This is a genomic window from Rothia sp. HMSC061E04 (assembly GCF_001813685.1).
Taxonomy (GTDB): Bacteria; Actinomycetota; Actinomycetes; order Actinomycetales; family Micrococcaceae; genus Rothia; species Rothia mucilaginosa.
Window position 1 is genome coordinate 15482 of sequence record NZ_KV813694.1, and the last position, 17494, is coordinate 32975.

General features: G+C 59.2%; 14 protein-coding genes. 11 read left to right on the forward strand and 3 right to left on the reverse strand.

Translation table 11 applies throughout. The features are described 5' to 3' along the window. Positions 1-160: 160 nt before the first annotated feature. Positions 161-328: a hypothetical protein gene (locus HMPREF2927_RS09090; protein ID WP_168160863.1), complete on the reverse strand. Its 168-nt coding sequence runs from the start codon at positions 326-328 to the stop codon at positions 161-163. A gap of 361 nt (positions 329-689) precedes the next feature. Here HMPREF2927_RS09090 and HMPREF2927_RS01690 point away from each other — a divergent pair, with 361 nt between their 5' ends. Beyond that, complete coding sequence (locus tag HMPREF2927_RS01690; protein WP_070684977.1) at positions 690-2018, forward strand: S1C family serine protease; 1329 nt, start codon at positions 690-692, stop codon at positions 2016-2018. A 207-nt stretch (positions 2019-2225) separates the two neighbouring features. Here HMPREF2927_RS01690 and HMPREF2927_RS01695 read toward each other — a convergent pair whose 3' ends face one another. Further along, positions 2226-2873 carry a uracil-DNA glycosylase family protein gene (locus HMPREF2927_RS01695; protein WP_070684978.1) on the reverse strand — a complete coding sequence of 216 codons (648 nt, stop codon included), beginning with the start codon at positions 2871-2873 and terminating at the stop codon, positions 2226-2228. A 1-nt stretch (position 2874) separates the two neighbouring features. Next, positions 2875-3342 carry a tRNA (cytidine(34)-2'-O)-methyltransferase gene (locus tag HMPREF2927_RS01700; protein WP_044145784.1) on the reverse strand — a complete coding sequence of 156 codons (468 nt, stop codon included), beginning with the start codon at positions 3340-3342 and terminating at the stop codon, positions 2875-2877. A gap of 180 nt (positions 3343-3522) precedes the next feature. Here HMPREF2927_RS01700 and HMPREF2927_RS01705 point away from each other — a divergent pair, with 180 nt between their 5' ends. From HMPREF2927_RS01705 to secA, 10 genes are all read left to right on the forward strand, one after another. Beyond that, positions 3523-4770, forward strand: coding sequence for a cysteine desulfurase family protein (locus HMPREF2927_RS01705; RefSeq protein WP_070684980.1), 1248 nt, complete (start codon positions 3523-3525; stop codon positions 4768-4770). A 190-nt stretch (positions 4771-4960) separates the two neighbouring features. Then, the gene (gene mnmA, locus HMPREF2927_RS01710) at positions 4961-6184 is read left to right on the forward strand and encodes a tRNA 2-thiouridine(34) synthase MnmA (RefSeq protein WP_070684982.1); all 1224 of its coding nucleotides are present in this window, start codon (positions 4961-4963) and stop codon (positions 6182-6184) included. 88 nt (positions 6185-6272) lie between these two features. Beyond that, entirely contained in the window at positions 6273-6671 is a 399-nt protein-coding gene (locus HMPREF2927_RS01715) for a chorismate mutase (RefSeq protein WP_005505356.1), read from the forward strand. Positions 6672-6738: 67 nt separating this feature from the next. Continuing rightward, positions 6739-8046, forward strand: coding sequence for a uroporphyrinogen decarboxylase/cobalamine-independent methonine synthase family protein (locus HMPREF2927_RS01720; RefSeq protein WP_070684984.1), 1308 nt, complete (start codon positions 6739-6741; stop codon positions 8044-8046). Positions 8047-8100: 54 nt separating this feature from the next. Continuing rightward, positions 8101-8802 carry an MtrAB system response regulator MtrA gene (gene mtrA, locus HMPREF2927_RS01725; RefSeq protein WP_080974466.1) on the forward strand — a complete coding sequence of 234 codons (702 nt, stop codon included), beginning with the start codon at positions 8101-8103 and terminating at the stop codon, positions 8800-8802. 34 nt (positions 8803-8836) lie between these two features. Further along, positions 8837-10588 carry an MtrAB system histidine kinase MtrB gene (gene mtrB / locus HMPREF2927_RS01730; RefSeq protein ID WP_070684986.1) on the forward strand — a complete coding sequence of 584 codons (1752 nt, stop codon included), beginning with the start codon at positions 8837-8839 and terminating at the stop codon, positions 10586-10588. Between the two features lie 234 nt (positions 10589-10822). Continuing rightward, the gene (locus tag HMPREF2927_RS01735; protein WP_070684988.1) at positions 10823-12529 is read left to right on the forward strand and encodes an LpqB family beta-propeller domain-containing protein; all 1707 of its coding nucleotides are present in this window, start codon (positions 10823-10825) and stop codon (positions 12527-12529) included. Between the two features lie 36 nt (positions 12530-12565). Continuing rightward, positions 12566-13534, forward strand: coding sequence for a ComF family protein (locus HMPREF2927_RS01740; protein WP_233992314.1), 969 nt, complete (start codon positions 12566-12568; stop codon positions 13532-13534). Between the two features lie 209 nt (positions 13535-13743). Beyond that, entirely contained in the window at positions 13744-14385 is a 642-nt protein-coding gene (gene hpf / locus HMPREF2927_RS01745) for a ribosome hibernation-promoting factor, HPF/YfiA family (protein ID WP_230457231.1), read from the forward strand. Between the two features lie 389 nt (positions 14386-14774). Then, positions 14775-17390, forward strand: a complete 2616-nt coding sequence (gene secA, locus HMPREF2927_RS01750; RefSeq protein WP_070684990.1) for a preprotein translocase subunit SecA — start codon at positions 14775-14777, stop codon at positions 17388-17390. Positions 17391-17494 lie beyond the last annotated feature (104 nt).

A 17494-nucleotide genomic window follows, 5' to 3' on the forward strand; every position in this document is an offset into this window, starting at 1 on the left:
CGCCCTCATGTAGGGGCTCACGCCGCATCAATCATCACTCAACTCATTATCACACCCGGGCCGGTCCTCACACCGCCCCTTCGGGACATACTGGGGATTCTCGCCCCTCCCGGTGCAGGGCTCTCATCTCCCGCCCCGGAAAACTATCAAACTCTATACGCTACCTACCGGCAGTCAGTGCGTGGGTAGCCATCTGCTGAGCCAACTCGGAGGCCTTTTCCGCACGATGACGGCGGTACACCATTCCCGAGCAACACGCCACAATACCCGCACCAATACCGATGGAGCTTGCCAAGATCGCACAGAAAATCAGGGTTCCGATCATCATGGGTTTCTCCTTTGCCTTTGTTCTCGGCTCTATGCGCCTTCAACATTACGGAGCAACCCTGTGTTCAAGCTGTGTATGCGGACGCGTCATGCTGTGTAAACCGTGGAGAAAAACTGGGCGCTTTAAAAGAGAAACCTGAGAGCGAGTAGCGAACAAAGCCCCAAAATAAACTAGCCGCCGGGCAAATCGCCGGGTATCTCAGACCAGCGAATCAGCTGCCGATGAAAGGGTGCGAGGAAAATTCCCAGGGAACTCCCCGATAACCAACAGCAAAAAGATATAGAACGCAATGCAACACCATCTACAGTAGAAAGATAGCGTGTGCCCAGGGTGACGCATACGCACGACTCTAGGAGAACTCATGACTCAAAACAATGGATGGTCCTACGGCGGCAATGACGGCGTCACGGATGCAACCCGTCCCCTGCAGAACGTGAACGGACAGGCAGGCTACCAGCCCGCAAACCAGCAGCAGGGTCAGAACGCATACCCGCAGGCATACGCCTCTCCCGGATACACCTACCCCCAGGCTGCTGCCGCGCAGGTTGCGTCGGCGCAGTCTGCACCCCAGAACACCGACAATAACAAGCGTTACGGTGCCGGCGTTGTGCTCACCGCAGCTCTGCTCGCAGCCCTCGTTGGCGGCGGCGTTGGCGCGGGCGTCGGAGGCGGCATCGCAGCATCGAATAACAGCTCCTCCAGCTCCTCCTCGCGCGGTTCCGTCAGCTCCAATATCAGCAACTCCTCCACCGTGGCAGGCGTAGCAGAAACCGCGAAGAAGGTCCTGCCCTCCACCGTGACCATCATGGCCTCAAGCGGCTCCACCTCCGGCGGCGGTAGCGGCGTTGTCCTCGATAAGGACGGCCACATCCTCACCAACCACCACGTGGTCACCCTCGAATCTTCCAGAGAAGCATCCACCATTGAGGTGCGCCTGAGCGACGGCACCGTGCGCACCGCAACCGTGGTGGGCCTGGACGCTGCTGCTGACCTGGCGGTTCTGAAGATCAACCCCTCCGGTCTGGACCTGCAACCCATCACCTGGGGCGACTCCTCCAAGCTGGTCCCCGGCGAAGCCGTGGTTGCCCTCGGCGCACCCTATCGTCGTAGCGAATCGGTGACTGCCGGAGTAGTCTCGAACGCAAACCGCGTGCAGCCCGCTGACGCGAAGGGTCAGAACTACATCCCCATGATTCAGGTTGATGTGCCCATCAACCACGGTAACTCCGGCGGTCCGCTGGTGAACCTCAAGGGCGAACTGGTCGGCATTAACGCGCAGGGCCAGGCAAGCCAGGATGGCGGCACCGCCGACGGTATGGCGTTCTCCATTACCTCCAACTACGCCAAGCGCATCTCCTCCGAGATCATTGCCAAGGGTAAGGCAACCCACGGCTACCTGGGCGCGAGTGTGAAGAACAGCCCCGCGGACACCGGTTCGGGATCCTCCAAGCTCATCCCCGGTGGCGTTGAAATCACCTCGGTGGAATCCAACAGCCCCGCCGCCAAGGCAGGCCTGCGATCCGGCGACGTCGTGATTGAAGCTGACGGCCACGCTGTGACTAGGAGCGACGAGCTCAACGGTACCGTGCGTGCGGCAGCAGCAGGCTCCGATCTGAAGCTGAAGATTAAACGAGGCTCCTCCACCCCGGACATCACCGTGACCCTGGGCAACGCCGACAGCCAGAAGTAAACAGCCAGAAGTAAAACGCACTCTGCCTCTGAACAGGTAGAAACGCAGTTGGGAAACACCCGTTCAGCCGGCTCTACCGTTTAGTAACTTTAACTTCAAAAGAGTGCCACATGGTGTAACGAAAGAAAGCTCCCACCCCATACGCGGGGTGAGAGCTTTCTTTCGTTAGTACAGCAAACTGTATTGGCGTTGCAGATTAGGGGAGAATTAGATGCCCTCGAGAACCTCACTCACACGCTTCTGCAAAGCCGGGACAACCTCCTGCTCGAACCACGGGTTCTTCGCCTGCCACCTAAAATTCAGCGGTGAAGGATGCACCAGCGGCAGAAACTTAGGAAGATAAGACTCCCACGCACGAACCGTCTCCGTCAGGTTCTTCTGCGCCTTTGGGGCGTGCACACCATCCAGGTAGTGCTTCTGAGAGTAAGCCCCCACCAGCAGAATCAGCTGAACGTTCGGCATGAGCTCCAGAAGCTGCGGATGCCACTTCGGCGCGAAATCCTTACGCGGCGGGTTATCACCGTGCGCGCCCTTACCCGGGTAATAGAAATCCATCGGCAACAGCGAAATCAGCTCGGGGTCATAGAACTGCTCAGCCGTCACGCCCATCCACTCGCGCAACTTCACGCCGCTCGGGTCATTCCACGGGATACGGCTCTCCTGCGCGGCACGCCCAGGTGCCTGACCAATCACCACAATACGAGCATGAGGCGACGCCGAATAAACCGGCTCCCAACCCTGCTCCGTGAACTCCCTATTCTGCGAATCCAAACGAATCTGCTCAGCCAGGGGAGGGCGCGTCTCCAGAATCTGCTGAACCAGAGGCCCCGGCAGATTATGGTGTGCTGCAGCCATGCTAGATGGCGCCTCCCTCAAAACCGTTCTGACGCCACGCCTCAAAAATCGCAATGGACGCAGAATTAGCCAGGTTCAGCGAACGACGGCCCGGCTTCATCGGAATTTTCACCCGCTCAGTCACATGCGGATCCTGCTGAACCTCAGCGGGCAGACCCACCGACTCCGGACCAAACATGAACACGTCACCGGGACGGTACTCAATATCCGCATACGACGTCGAAGCAGTCGTCGTGAACGCAAAAACACGCTCCGGAGCCAGAGCCTGCCACGCATCCTCAAGGGTCTCATGCACCGTCACCACCGCCAGGTCGTGATAGTCCAGACCCGCGCGGCGCAGATGCGCATCATCAAAGTTAAAGCCCAGTGGCTTCACCAGGTGCAGCTCAGCGCCAGTAATTGCCGCCAAACGGATAGCGTTGCCGGTATTGCCGGGAATCTCAGGGGTATAGAAAAGAATCTTGAACACGTTCCTAAGTGTACCGCGCAGCCCCCGACCAGCCCGGAACAGCCCCCGACCAGCATTGAGCGTCCCGGGGCAGTAGCGCTCGCCGACCCAGCCGCAGATGAACACGCCTAGAAGAGCGCGGATAGAGCGCGATAAAATAAGCGAGGCGAAAAACCGCCGAACAACCCAGCAGGAGGAACCATGAGCGCAGAAACCAACCGTCAGAACGGCCGCGTCTATCTCGACCACGCCGCCACCACAGACGTACTGCCCGCCGCCATCGACGCCATGGTCGAACAGATGCGCAACGGCGGCAACCCCTCCTCCCTGCACGCCGTAGGACGCGACGCGCGCGCCACCGTCGAATACGCCCGCGAACGCATCGCCCGCGCCATCGGAGCCGACCCCGCTGAGGTTATTTTCACCTCCGGAGGCACCGAAGCGGACAACCTCGCCGTCAAGGGCATCTACTGGAAGCGCCGCGAAGAAGACCCGCAACGCACCCGAATCCTCGTCTCCTCCATCGAGCACCACGCCGTGGAAGAAACCTGTGAATGGCTCGAAAAGGCAGAAGGCGCGCAGCTCGAATGGATCCCCGTAGACGAGCACGGTAGCGTCAACCCGCAGACCGTCCGCGAACTCATCGAAAAGAACCCCGAAGACGTTGCGCTCGTGACCGTCATGTGGGCGAACAACGAGGTCGGCACCGTACAGCCCATTCCAGAAATTGCCGCTATCGCCGCCGAATACGGCATTCCCGTGCACTCGGATGCGGTGCAGGCTTTCGGTGCGGTACCCATCGACTTCCACGCCAGCGGCGTGGCGACCCTCGCAATCTCCGGCCACAAGATCGGCGGCCCTATGGGCATCGGCGCGCTGGTTGCAACCCGCGCCGTGCAGATGACCCCCGTGCTTCACGGAGGCGGCCAGGAACGCTCCGTACGCTCCGGCACCATCGACGCACCCGCCATCGCAGGTTTCGCAGAGGCCGCCGTGCACTCGGTTCAGCACCTCGACAAAGAATCCGCCCGCATCGCCGCGCTACGCAACGAACTCGTTGCGGCAATTAGCGCGCTCATCCCGCAGGCGCACCTGAGCGGCGAAAACCCGCTCACCGAAGAATACCCGGGCCAGAAGCGACTGCCCGGCAACGCCCACTTCACCTTCGAAAACGCCGAAGGTGACACCCTGCTCTTCCTGCTGGACATGCAGGGTATCAGCAGCTCCACCGGCTCCGCCTGCAACGCCGGGGTGACCCGCCCCTCCCACGTGCTCATGGCAATGGGAATGGACGAAGACACCGCCCGCAGCGCCCAGCGCTTCACCCTCGGCCACTCCACCACCGGAGCCGATATTGCGCGCCTCATCGCGGCACTACCCGCTGCCTACGAACATGCAGCAAAGGCGGGACTGTCTTCGCAGCTGCCGGATGCCTCCCGCTGGCATTAGAAAAGCAGAAGAGAAGATACCGAACCGCCCTCAGCCTGCAATCTCAGCGTTCGCTGAGGGCTGGCTGAGGGTGCACTGCCCAATATCCCGCCGAGCCCCTGCGTACAATGGGTAGCTACAGTAACGGAAAGTCCGCCCACACAAACACGGCGTACCTTCCTAGAGGCTCAACAGAACAGAAGGATAGGCAGTGAAAATTCTTGCAGCTATGAGTGGCGGCGTTGACTCCGCAGTCGCCGCAGCCCGCGCCGTAGAAGTAGGACACGAAGTAGTCGGCGTTCACCTAGCCCTATCCCGCATGCCCGGCACCCTGCGCACCGGCTCCCGCGGCTGCTGCACCCTCGAAGACTCCATGGACGCCCGCCGCGTCTGCTCCCAGCTGGGTATCCCCTTCTTCGTCTGGGACTTCTCCGAACGCTTCAAGGAAGACGTCGTCGACGACTTCATCTCCGAATACGAAGCCGGACGAACCCCCAACCCCTGCATGCGCTGCAACGAAAAGATCAAGTTCGCCGCGCTACTCGAACGCGCCCTCGCCCTCGGCTTCGACGCCGTGGTAACCGGCCACTACGCCCGCGTCATTACCACCGAAGACGGCAACCGCGAACTGCACCGCGCTGCCGACTGGGCTAAGGACCAGTCCTACGTGCTCGGCGTGCTCACCCACGAACAGCTCAAGCACGCCTGGTTCCCCCTGGCGGATACCCCCTCCAAGGCACAGGTACGCGCGGAAGCGGCAGAGCGCGGCTTCTCCGTGGCGAAGAAGCCGGACTCCTACGACATCTGCTTCATCCCCGAAGGCGATACCCGCGCCTGGCTGGGCGACCACATCACAATGCGCCCCGGCCTCATCAAAGACACCCACGGCGAGGTGCTCGGCGAGCACCCCGGCGCGCAGGCATACACCGTAGGCCAACGCAAGGGCCTGGCACTGGGCCGCCCCGCCGCCGATGGCAAGCCCCGCTTCGTGCTGGAGGTACGCCCCATGGAAAACGAAGTCATCGTCGGCTCCCGCGAGCTGCTTGCCGTGCACGAAATCCGCGGCATCCGCGCCACCTGGGCGGGCGTCCCCGTGGAACAGGCGGCACGCTTCCTGGAAGAGCCCGCACAGCTGGGCGCCCGCAGCGAAGAGTTTGAGGTGACCGCACAGGTGCGCGCGCACGCCGACCCGGTCCGCGCCAAGGCGTACATGACCTGGGCACCCGATCCCGAAGCTGAAGAAGAAGGCGCGCTACGCCTGGAAACCGTAGTGCGCCTCCTGGATCCGCTCTCCGGTGTGGCACCGGGACAGACCATGGTGCTCTACCAGGGCACCCGCGTGCTGGGCCAGTCCACCATCGCCCGCGCCTACTCGCTGGACCGCGAAGACATTCAGGAAACCCTGTCCGTCGGCGCCTCAACCAGCGCCGAATAGCCGCGCACCCCGCTATTGCCAACCGTTGCCGCAACATCCTGCTTGGGTGCAACGCGCAGAAGACCACAACCGAACTGAGGAGAGACCGATGACCCCCGAAAACACTTCCTGCGAATTTGACCCCCACGCCACCTCCATGGGCGATGAAGTCGCACCGGAAGTCTACGAGGAGCTCTTCGCCATGCGCCGCTCCATCGACAACTTCGATGCAGCGTTGGTGCACATCCTCGCGGAGCGTTTTCAGGCGACCAAGCGCGTGGGCATCCTGAAGGCTAAGCACAACCTGCCCGCCGGCGACCCCGGCCGTGAAGAGGCGCAGATTGCTCGCCTGCGTGCCATGGCGAAGGAATCCAGCCTGGACCCGGAATTCGCGGAGAAGTTCCTGAACTTTATTATTTCCGAGGTGATTCGCCACCACGTGCGCATCGCAAACGAGCAGGCTGAGCAGGACGGCGAGGCAACTGAAGCCGAGAAGTCCGAAGGCTAGTACCGCGCAACTTTCGCATCATTGCGTTTGAATCTGTACGCCATCTGACCCCTCTGGACACACTCCTATGCCCGCTCAATCTTCCAACCGCCAGAACGTCCGTACTGAACCGATGCCGGAGCGCCTGTTGCTGCCCGGTGAGTACCGCGCCCCCGAAGGGGACGAACTAACCGAGCAGGACCTTGCCGCGCTCGCTACGGAGCGTCCGCTGGTGCGTGCCAGCGGTCTGGGCGATTTTCCCGGCGATGACTTGGGCGAAGCAATGTCTCGAGTGGAAGGGGAGCTAGGGGCCCCGCATCTGCCGTTCTTGCCGCATCTGCCGGCGCTAGGCTGGCGGAGTACTCCTCAGGCGCGCACCCTGGCGGTGTGCGAGGGACTTGCCTTTGACGGTGCCTCGTTTGGCTGGCGCATGGTGCATAGCGGCGGCAGGGGAGCACGCGAGTCTGCCTTGGCGCAGGACCGTCTGCTCTCGGATATCAATCTTCTCGCTGACCGTGTGGGCGCGCAGAAGAAGAGATTCACTTCCGGTGTTGAGGGTTCCGCCGCGGTGTATAAGATTCAGCTGGTCGGTCCGTTGACCCTCGCAGCCAGCATCTACCTACCCGGCGGCGAGCGTGCCATCAGTGATGCAGGGGCGAGCCGTGACCTGCTGGAGTCGTTCCTGGAAGGCCTGGAACGCTGGATGGATTCTCTGCGCGAGGCTCTGCAAGCTCCGCGGGCGCTGATTGCCGTGCAGCTGGATGAGTCGGAGTTTCAGCGTCTGATGGAGGGTGCCATCCCTACGGTGAGTGGCTTCCGCTCCCTGTCGGCATTGCAACCTCACTACTATCAGCAGGTGTACCGCCGTATCTCGGAGCGTTTCGCCGAGCTGAATCTGCAGCTCATCCTGGACGTGGATGGTACCGCGCTTAAGCCTGTGCAGGAGCTGAAGCTGCTGAGCCAGCCCCGCCCCGCCCTTGACGCATTGGCTCTTGTGAAGGCGATGCGTGTTGAGGACGGCGCTCCCTGCGCTTTGCTGTTGCATCCTGATCGCGCCCGCCTCAAGGGGCCGGGCATGTTGCAGGTTCCGCTGCTGAGCGACCCTCGTTCCTGGGAGCCCGTGGCGCAGCTTTTAGAGGCGCAGGTCCGGTTGTGGCTGCCGGTGGTGACCTCTGCACGGGTTCCAGATCAAGTGCGTCGTCTGTACAGTCTGTGGCGTGAGGTTGGTCTTGAGCCGACGCAGTTGAGCGCGGTGGGTTTGATGCCTGATGAGCGTATTCAGAGCGGTTCCGTGCCTGCTGGGATGACTTCAGCTACGGTAAGTATGCTGGATGCTACGGCTTCGCTGGCGCGGGTTACAGAGTATGCCCGTGCATTGGCTGAGTGCGCGGTATGATTAGAGAATCAGCTTTTTATGTAAGTATTTACGACATTTCTTTAGGGAGGTACTGTGAGCGCAAGCGACGCACACACCATTTTGGTGGTTGATGACGATGATGCTCTGGCGGAAATGATTGGCCTCGTGCTCGCACAAGAGGGCTTTAACGCTGTTTTCTGCGAAAATGGCGGCCGCGCTTTTGAAACTTTTATGCGCTCCACTCCCGATTTGGTGCTTTTGGATTTGATGCTTCCTGGCATGAACGGTATTGAAGTGTGCCAGCAAATTCGCCGTTCTTCTAATGTGCCGATTATTATGTTGACCGCTAAAAGCGACACTGAAGACGTTGTTAAGGGTCTTGAAGCTGGCGCTGATGATTACATTGCTAAGCCTTTTAAGCACGCTGAATTGTTGGCGCGTATTCGTACCCGTTTGCGTCCGCGCGAGAGCCGTCAGCTGGTGGTGTCTATTGGCGATATTGTCATGGATATGGACGGTCGTACCGTCAAGTACCACAGCACTGAGGTTCCGATGACTCCTCTGGAGTTTGACCTGTTGGCTGCGCTGGTTCGTCACCCGGGTCAGGCGTTGAGTCGTCAGGAACTGCTGGACATGGTCTGGGGTTACACTGATGTGAGCGATTCGCTGGTAAACGTGCACGTCCAGCGTTTGCGCGCTAAGTTTGATGAGCTGGGTGCGGATCGTTTTATTCAGACGGTTCGTGGCGTTGGCTATAAGATTCCGACCGAGCTGGTGGGATCTTCCGGTAGCTAATCGGAACCTATCCATAGGCGAAGGGATACCCTGATTGTCTGTTGCGAAGTCGAGCCATGAGCACGGCGCTTTGACGGCGGAGGCGGTAGCCTCCGCCTCTTCGCGTACCCGCACTTCCAAGCCGCGTAAGGCGCAGAAGCAGCGTAGGAACCTGATTCAGTGCGCTCAGCGTCTGTGGAAGGAATCTCTGCAGTTCCGTGCTCTGGGTACTGCGGGCATCATGATGTTCCTGAGCTTCTTGATGGTGGGTTGGTCCTTGTCGAGCCAGATTGCGTCGAGTCTTTTTGAGAATCAGAAGGCTCAGGCGCTGGAAGAATCGACGAGCGGTTTCCGTAACGTTCAGAGTGTGCTGGACTCCTCTGAAGCTCGTAGTGATAGCGAAATTCGCCGTAATGTGAGCCGTACCCTGACGGTCTTGGATGCGGGTAGTTCGGGTAAACGCAATTGGATTCTTGTGCCTTTGGAAGGTCAAGGTAAGCAGGGTTTTATTCCTGAGCAGAGTAGTAATAATTCTTTGAATTCTTCGAGTATTCCGAATGACTTCAAAGAAACTGTTCGTGATAAGGACGGTATTTTCTGGCAGACGTCTACGGTGACTACTGTCGAAAATAATCGTGAGCGTACCTATCCGGTGCTTATTGTTGGTACACATATTTCTATTTCTCAGAACCCTAATTACGGTTTGTTCCTTGTGTACGATATGACGGATTCTTCCGCCACGATTGCGCATATTAACTTTGTTCTTTTTGGCGGTTTCTGTGCGCTGCTTGGAGTGGTGCTTTCTGTGGTGTGGATTGTGACTCGTTTTGTGGTCCGCCCGATTACGCAGACCGCTATTACTGCGGAGAAGCTGGCTGCTGGTGATTTGGATCAGCGTGTGTCGGTGAATGGTGAGCATCAGGCGGCTCGTTTGGGTTATTCCTTCAACCTGATGGCTGATTCGCTGCAGGAGAAGATTGTTCAGCTGGAGCGCCTGTCGACTCTGCAGCAGCGATTTGTTTCTGACGTTTCGCACGAGTTGCGTACCCCGCTGGCGACGGTGCGTTTGGGTACGGAGCTTCTGTACGATTCGCGTGGAGATATGGAGCGGACGCTGAGCCGTACCGTGGAGCTTCTGCACGATCAGGTGGATCGTTTCCAGTCGATGCTTGCTGACCTGCTGGAGATTTCTCGTTTCGATGCCGGTAGCGCAATGCTGACCATCGACACTGAAGACTTCATGCGTGTGCTGTCGAATATTCTGCAGGAGGCTTTGCCTCACCTGGAGCGTACGAACACGAAGCTGAATGTGCATACGAGCCATGAGAGCATCATGGTGGATATGGACCGCGTGCGTATTGAGCGTGTGCTCCGTAACCTGCTGTACAACGCAATCGAGCACGGCGAATCCCGACCGATTGACGTGTACGTGGGTGCGAACGCCACGAACCTGGGTGTTGCGGTGCGTGACCACGGTATCGGTTTGTCAGAAGACGAAGCCGTTCAGGTATTCAACCGTTTCTGGCGTGCTGATACTTCTCGTAAGCGTACCCTGGGCGGTACAGGTCTGGGCCTGTCGATTGCTGCTGAGGATGTGCGTCTGCACGGTGGCACGATTGAGGCGTGGGGCGAGAAGGGCCGCGGTGCCTGCTTCACGATGAACCTGCCGCTGATTCATGGTGCGCCTTTGGGCGAGTCGCCGGTTCTTGTGACGGGTGAGCCTGAGGCAATCTCGCATCGTTCGGCGACTGCGAAGGATACGCTGCCCAATATTGCTCCTCGTGTGAACATTGAGGACGAGCTCTAAGGCGTTCGGGCGGGGAGAGGCTTATGCTTCTGCCGTATATCGGTGTGTTGGTGTTGCTCGGCTGTATTTACGCTTATCCTTGCGTATTTGCACTGTTTACCCAGTACAATCAATGCAGGCATATTTTCACGGTGTTGCTATTTCACTGTGGTTATCTTTTCACCGCGCTGCGATGGCCTGCAGCGTTAGCAGGTGAGTGTTTGTCTTTGTTCGTAGAGGAAGGTTAAGACCTCCATGTCTCACAGGGCTATTGTTTCTCGACGCGCCGTGCTGTCTTGGGGTGCGGTGTCTTTGGCGACGCTTGTGAGCTCTTGCGCGGGTCTTCCTTCGAATGACAAAGTGACTCAGCATAGTAGCGGTCTGGATGTGAAGAGCATCAATACTTCTCCGGCGCGTGCGCCGGGTCCGCTGGCGGGTGCTACTCCCGAGGCGATTATTGAGGGCTTCGTGCGTGCCGGTGCGGACAGTATCGAGAACTATGCGGTGGCGCGCCAGTATTTGAGTTCTTCTTTTGCGGGCCGTTGGAATCCTATGGGTACGACTCGTGTGTACCGTAATACGGTGCAGCCTCGTAGCGACGATAGCGGAACCGCTGAGGGGATGTACCATGTGCGTTTCCAGCAGACTGCTACGGTGAGCAACCAGGGTATTACGAGCACCTTCCCTGAGGCTCAGACTGAGACTCAGGATTTTACGGTGGTCATGGAAGATAACCAATGGCGCATTAACTCGTGCCCGGATGGTTTGTGGCTGGATGGCGCTGAGTTTGAGCGTGTGTTTAGCCCGTGCCGCCTGTATTTCTATGATCGTGCGTTCCGTTATGCTGTGCCTGATATCCGCTGGTTCCCGCATACGGACCGCTACTTTGAGCTGCTGGTGCGTACCCTCATGGTTGGTCCTGCATCCTACCTGAAGGATGTCGCGTTCTCGGCGTTGAATGAGTCGATGAGCCTTGAGACCGCTAACATGAGCGATAACCAGGATGTGCTGGTTCGCCTCTCGGGTGAGCACCTGGACGATAACCGTTTGGCGCGTGTGCGTGAGCAGATTATGCATGGCTTGGAGAACTTCTCGGGTCTGGGCAAGACTGAGGTTTTCTATAACGGCACTCTGATTCCTGAGAACGCGCCGAGCGGCTTTTCTGCGGTGAAGCTGAACCCGGGTGTTCCTGCCCGCACGGTTGCTATTAATTCGAACGGCCAGATGGTGGCGCGTGATGACTATATGAGCAATGCGGGTGAGCAGTTGCTTCTGCGTGGCGTGACCCAGTTGAGTTCCCCGGCGATGGGCTATTCTGCGGATGTGTTCGCTTGTTTGGCGAATGATGCTGCGAGCCTGTACACGGTGTACCAGGGTACTGCCCGCCGTGTGTGGCAGAGTACCGCTCTGACTGCCCCTAGTTTTGATGCGTACGGCTGGGTGTGGGCTGCTGACGGTGAGGGCGTTGTACGTGCGTTCAAGCCGGATTCTGAGGACGCGAACGAGCGTGAGCGGGGCGTGGATATTGGTTTGTCCTGGCAGCGTAATTTGATTTTTACGAGCGTGAACGTTTCGCACGATGGTGCGCGCATGGCGATTGTAGCGGCTACTGAGGGCGCGTCGGCGGTGATTATTTCCGGTATTGTGCGTGATGAGGCAGGTAAGCCTCTGCGCTTGACGGAGATGGTGCGTCTGAGCTCTTCTGTGACTCCGCGTAATGCCCGTTGGGCTGGCGACCAGAGCGTCGTGGTGGTGAACGTGAAGAACGGTGAGTCTGAGGTGATTTCCCTCAGCGGTGAAGAGACGAAGCTGGACCGTTTGGATGGTGTGATGACCATTTCGACGGCGGATAATACGTCGAACATTATTGCTCACCGTTCTGACGGTTCGTGCTACCTGACGGAGGAGCGCGGCTGGATCCGTCTGGATACGACTCTGCACGAGATTAGTTACGCCGGTTAGCCTCGGGTAGGCGCGAGCGAGGAAAGGGTGCTTTCGGTGAGTTCAGAACAGCGCGGTTTGAACGATTCCTTGGGTGCGCCCTCAAACAATGCGCTCTCTAGCGACGTGCCCTTGAACGAATCTTTGAACGAGCCTTTGACCCGCCTCGCCGGTGCTTTCAAGAGCGCCAGCGGGGCTTTGGGCGAGGTATTGATGCCGCGTACCTGCCCGTGCTGCGCGGTGCCGGTCGCCTACGGTTCCGGTTCGCCGCTGTGTGAACAATGCCTGCCGCAGCTGCGTTCAGCGTTGGCGCGTGTGGAGCGAGTGCAGGTGATGCAACCTCTTGAGGGTGCGGCCGCTCCTGAGGTGCGTGCGGCATCCCGTTACGTGGGGATTATGCCGCGTGCCCTGTTGGCGTTGAAGAACGCTGGTCGCACTGACTTGCTGCCGATGCTGGGTGAGGGTTTGGCGCGTAGCGTGTATGAGCTTCTTCGGGCGCATCGGGTTGAGCTTCAGAGCGTGCCGGGGTCTTCTATCTCTTCTGTGGGCACCTCCGCGGCACCGGTTGAGGTTCTGCTGGTTCCGGCACCGTCCTCCGCGCAGAGCGTGCGCCGCCGCGGCTATGCGCCGGCGAATCTTTTGGTGCAGGAGGCGGCGCGTCAGCTCAATCGGCGTCTGCCCGCCTCGGTGCGGGTGCGTGCTGTGGACGTCATCGGGTATGAGCCTCGCGGCCGGCGGGGGAGCGGCACCTCCTTATCTTCTCGTGTGGGGTCTTCTCTTCTCGGCGTTTCTGAGGCAAAGAACGAGCAGAAGAGCCTGGGCGCTGTGGGCCGTGCCGAGCGGATGCACGGTGCCTTGCGCGTTATGGAGCCTGCCCTGTGCACGGATCGGGTGAGCATTATTTGTGATGATGTGGTGACCACCGGTGCGACCGCCTCTGAGATGGTGCGTGTGCTGCAGGAATCCGGTTCGCGGGTGCTGGGCGTGTGTGCTGTGGCGGCGGTACCGAAAAAGGCTCAGACGTAGCGTTTCTTGTAGTTAGTTGCAAGAGATACACGATTTTTAGCTGTTAAAGTTCGCAGACGGACGAATAGCTATTATTTAGGCTAAATATTTGTCATATCTAGTGATATGAAACATGTTTCGTACTAAAATATATACAAGGGAACGGCATTGAAGTCGAACCCCCGTACCGGGTCCAACCGGACGCGGTATAAGCCCCCAACCTGGAGGGAATGATCGTGGAAGTCAACATCTACGGCCGCAATATCAAGGTCACCGAACGCCTGGAAGAATACGTGAGCGACAAGGTTCAGAAGTTCGCTCAGCTCGGCGATAACGTGAAGGACATCGACGTCAAGTTCAGCAAGGACGGTCATCTGGGTGGCGAGTCCATCCGCGTTGAGATTACCGTTGTTGGTACTGGCCCTGTCCTCCGTTCCGAAGCCCAGGGTCACGACAAGTTCGCGGTCTTCGATGAAACCTACGGCAAGCTCCTGGAGCGTCTGCGCCGTGCACGTGACCGCCGCAAGCTGCACAAGCGCGGTGGTAAGCACCCCGTCTCCGTTGCGGACGCTACCGGCTCGATTCCTGTGGTTACCGAAGCAATTACCGAGATTCTGCTGCCGGATGTTCCGGTGGAAGAAGCCGCATTCGATAATAGCGAGGTCACCCTCGCCGACGAGGCAGCATCTCCCATTGAGATTCGCCACAAGAGCTTCAAGGGTGAGCGTCTGACTCCCGCAGAAGCTGTTGACCGTATGGAACTGGTCGGCCACGACTTCTACCTGTACATTGACAGCGAGACCGGCGCACCGGCTGCGGCATACCGTCGTAAGGGCTGGAGCTACGGCATCATTACTCTGGATAACGAGTAAAACCCAACGTACCTGCTGGCAGCTGAGGCGCAGGACCCTCTGAGGTGACAAGCCCAGCGAGCAGGCTAAGGACCCGGGCGGTCTGGAAACACGCACTGTGAATCTCCAGGCCCCCGGGTTTTTCTCTGCCTTCTACAGCTGAGGTTCTCGGCTCAGATTCTCAGCGCGGGGATGCGCCCGACCCCGGAATCCGGTGCTCCCTCCACCTCAGCCAGAGGATGAACGACGCGCAACGTCACCAAATGTCACCTCGTGGGCGTACAGCGTAAAAAATAGCTCGGACGGGCGAATTAGGCGGCTCTGCCATACAATATGTAGGAAGGCCTCACCGCGCGCACTCTCGCGCGCCCTTGGTGAGGGTACCGAAACAAGCAAGGAGTAGAAGCTCAGTGGCATCTTTCTTGGAGAAAATCCTCCGAACCGGCGATAAGAGGGTTCTGCGACAGCTCGAAGCGTACACCAAGGCGGTGAACTCGCTCGAGGACAGCTTCGCATCTATGACCGATGAGGAACTGCGAGCGGAAACCGACAAGTTCCGCGAGCGCGTCAAGGACGGCGAATCCCTCGACATTATGCTGCCGGAGGCCTTTGCGGTGGTCCGTGAAGCATCCAAGCGCACCCTGGGCAAGCGCCACTACGACGTGCAGCTCATGGGTGGTGCAGCGCTACACTTGGGCAACATTGCCGAAATGAAGACCGGTGAGGGTAAGACCCTCGTTGCGACCCTGCCCGCGTACCTGAACGCGTTGAGCGGCAAGGGCGTGCACATTGTGACCGTGAACGACTACCTGGCTGAGTACCAGGCGAACCTCATGGGTCGTGTGTTCCGTTTCCTCGGAATGGAGTGTGGCGTGATTCTGTCCTCCATGGAACCTGACGAGCGTCGTAAGCAGTACGCTGCAGACATCACCTACGGTACGAACAACGAGTTCGGCTTCGACTACCTGCGCGACAACATGGCGTGGACCGTGGAGGAGCAGGTTCAGCGCGGCCACAACTTCGCCATTATCGATGAGGTGGACTCCATCCTGATCGATGAGGCGCGTACCCCTCTGATTATTTCCGGCCCCGCAGCAGGTGAGGCGAACCGCTGGTACGCAGAGTTCGCGCGCATTGCCGCAACCCTGCTCAAGCGCGGCGAAGACTACGAAGTAGACGAGAAGAAGCGCACCGTCGGCATCCTCGAATCCGGCATTGACAAGGTGGAAGACCACCTGGGTGTGAAGAACCTCTACGAATCCAAGAACACCCCGCTCATTGGCTTCCTGAACAACTCCATCAAGGCGAAGGAGCTGTTCACCAACAACAAGGACTACGTGGTCATTGACGGAGAAGTCCTGATTGTTGACGAGCACACCGGTCGTATTCTGCCGGGCCGCCGCTACAACGACGGCATCCACCAGGCGATTGAGGCGAAGGAAGGCGTCGAAATCAAGCCTGAGAACCAGACCATGGCGACCGTGACCCTGCAGAACTACTTCCGCATGTACGACAAGCTGTCCGGTATGACCGGTACCGCGGAAACCGAAGCGGCAGAGTTCATGAACACCTACGAGCTCGGCGTGGTGCCCATCCCCACCAACAAGGGTGTGCAGCGCATCGACAACCCCGATAAGGTGTACCGCGACGAAATCGCCAAGTTCAAGGCGGTCGTCAAGGACATTAAGGAACGCCACGAAAAGGGCCAGCCGATCCTGGTGGGTACCGCAAGCGTGGAGAACTCCGAGTACCTTTCCCGCCAGCTGGCGAAGGCAGGCGTGCGTCACGAGGTGCTGAACGCAAAGAACAACGAGCGTGAGGCTGCTATTGTTGCGCAGGCGGGCCGTAAGGGCGCCGTCACCGTGGCAACCAACATGGCTGGTCGCGGTACCGACATTATGCTCGGCGGCAACCCCGAATTTGAGGCCGTCGAGAAGATGCGTGAGCTCGGCCTGGACCCGAACACCAACTCCGAAGAATACGAGGCACGCTGGCCCGAGGTCCTGAAGGCCTGCGAAGACGCCGCTAAAGAAGAGCACGATGAAGTCACCAAGCTCGGTGGCCTGTACGTGCTCGGCACTGAGCGTCACGAGTCCCGCCGTATCGACAACCAGCTGCGCGGTCGTTCCGGCCGTCAGGGTGACCCGGGCGAGTCCCGCTTCTACCTGTCGCTGACCGACGAACTGATGCGCCTGTTCAACACCGGCATGGCAACCCGCCTCATGGCGGCAGCCCCCGAGGACTCCGCACTGGACTCCAAGATCGTCAGCCGCGCTATCGCTACCGCCCAGTCAAACGTTGAAGGCCGTAACGCTGAACAGCGTAAGAACGTGCTCAAGTATGACGACGTGCTCAACCGCCAGCGTGAAGCGATCTACAAGGACCGCGGCCGCATCCTGCACGGTGACGACCTGAAGGAACAGATTTCCGGCTTTGTGGACGAGGTGCTGACCACCATCATCGACGCGCGCGTCTCTGAAGGCCACGCCGAGGACTGGGACTTCGACGAACTCTGGAGCGCCCTCAAGCAGGTGTACCCCATCTCCATTACCGTGGACGACCTCGCTGAAGACGCCGGCGACCGCACCAAGATTACTCGCGACCAGATCGTGAAGGAAGTTTTGGCGGACGCACACCTCATCTACGATGAGCGTGAAAAGAGCGTCGGCGAAGAGAGCATGCGCGAAATCGAACGCCGTGTCATGCTGTCCGTCATCGGCGAGCGCTGGCCCGAGCACCTGTACGAGATGGAATACCTCAAGGAAGGTATCGGTCTGCGTGCGATGGCTCAGCGTGACCCGCTGGTCGAGTACCAGCGTGAAGGCTACGACATGTACCAGTCGATGCTCGGCGCGATCCGTGAAGAGACCGTGACCTACCTGTTCAACCTGGACCTGTCCAAGCAGCGTACTCAGGCTTCTGCCGTGCGCCTGGCTGAGCCTTCGCGCCCGAAGTTCCTGCAGTACTCCGCCCCTGATGAGGACGGCCACGAGCAGGTTCACGTGGAGCGCTCGAAGGAGAAGTAGCCTCGGCGTAAACCCGAAAACGCTATAGACGCAACAGAGAGGGTGCGAATCCAATACCGGATTCGCACCCTCTCTGCGTGTCTGGGCGTGTTGTGTAGGGGGAG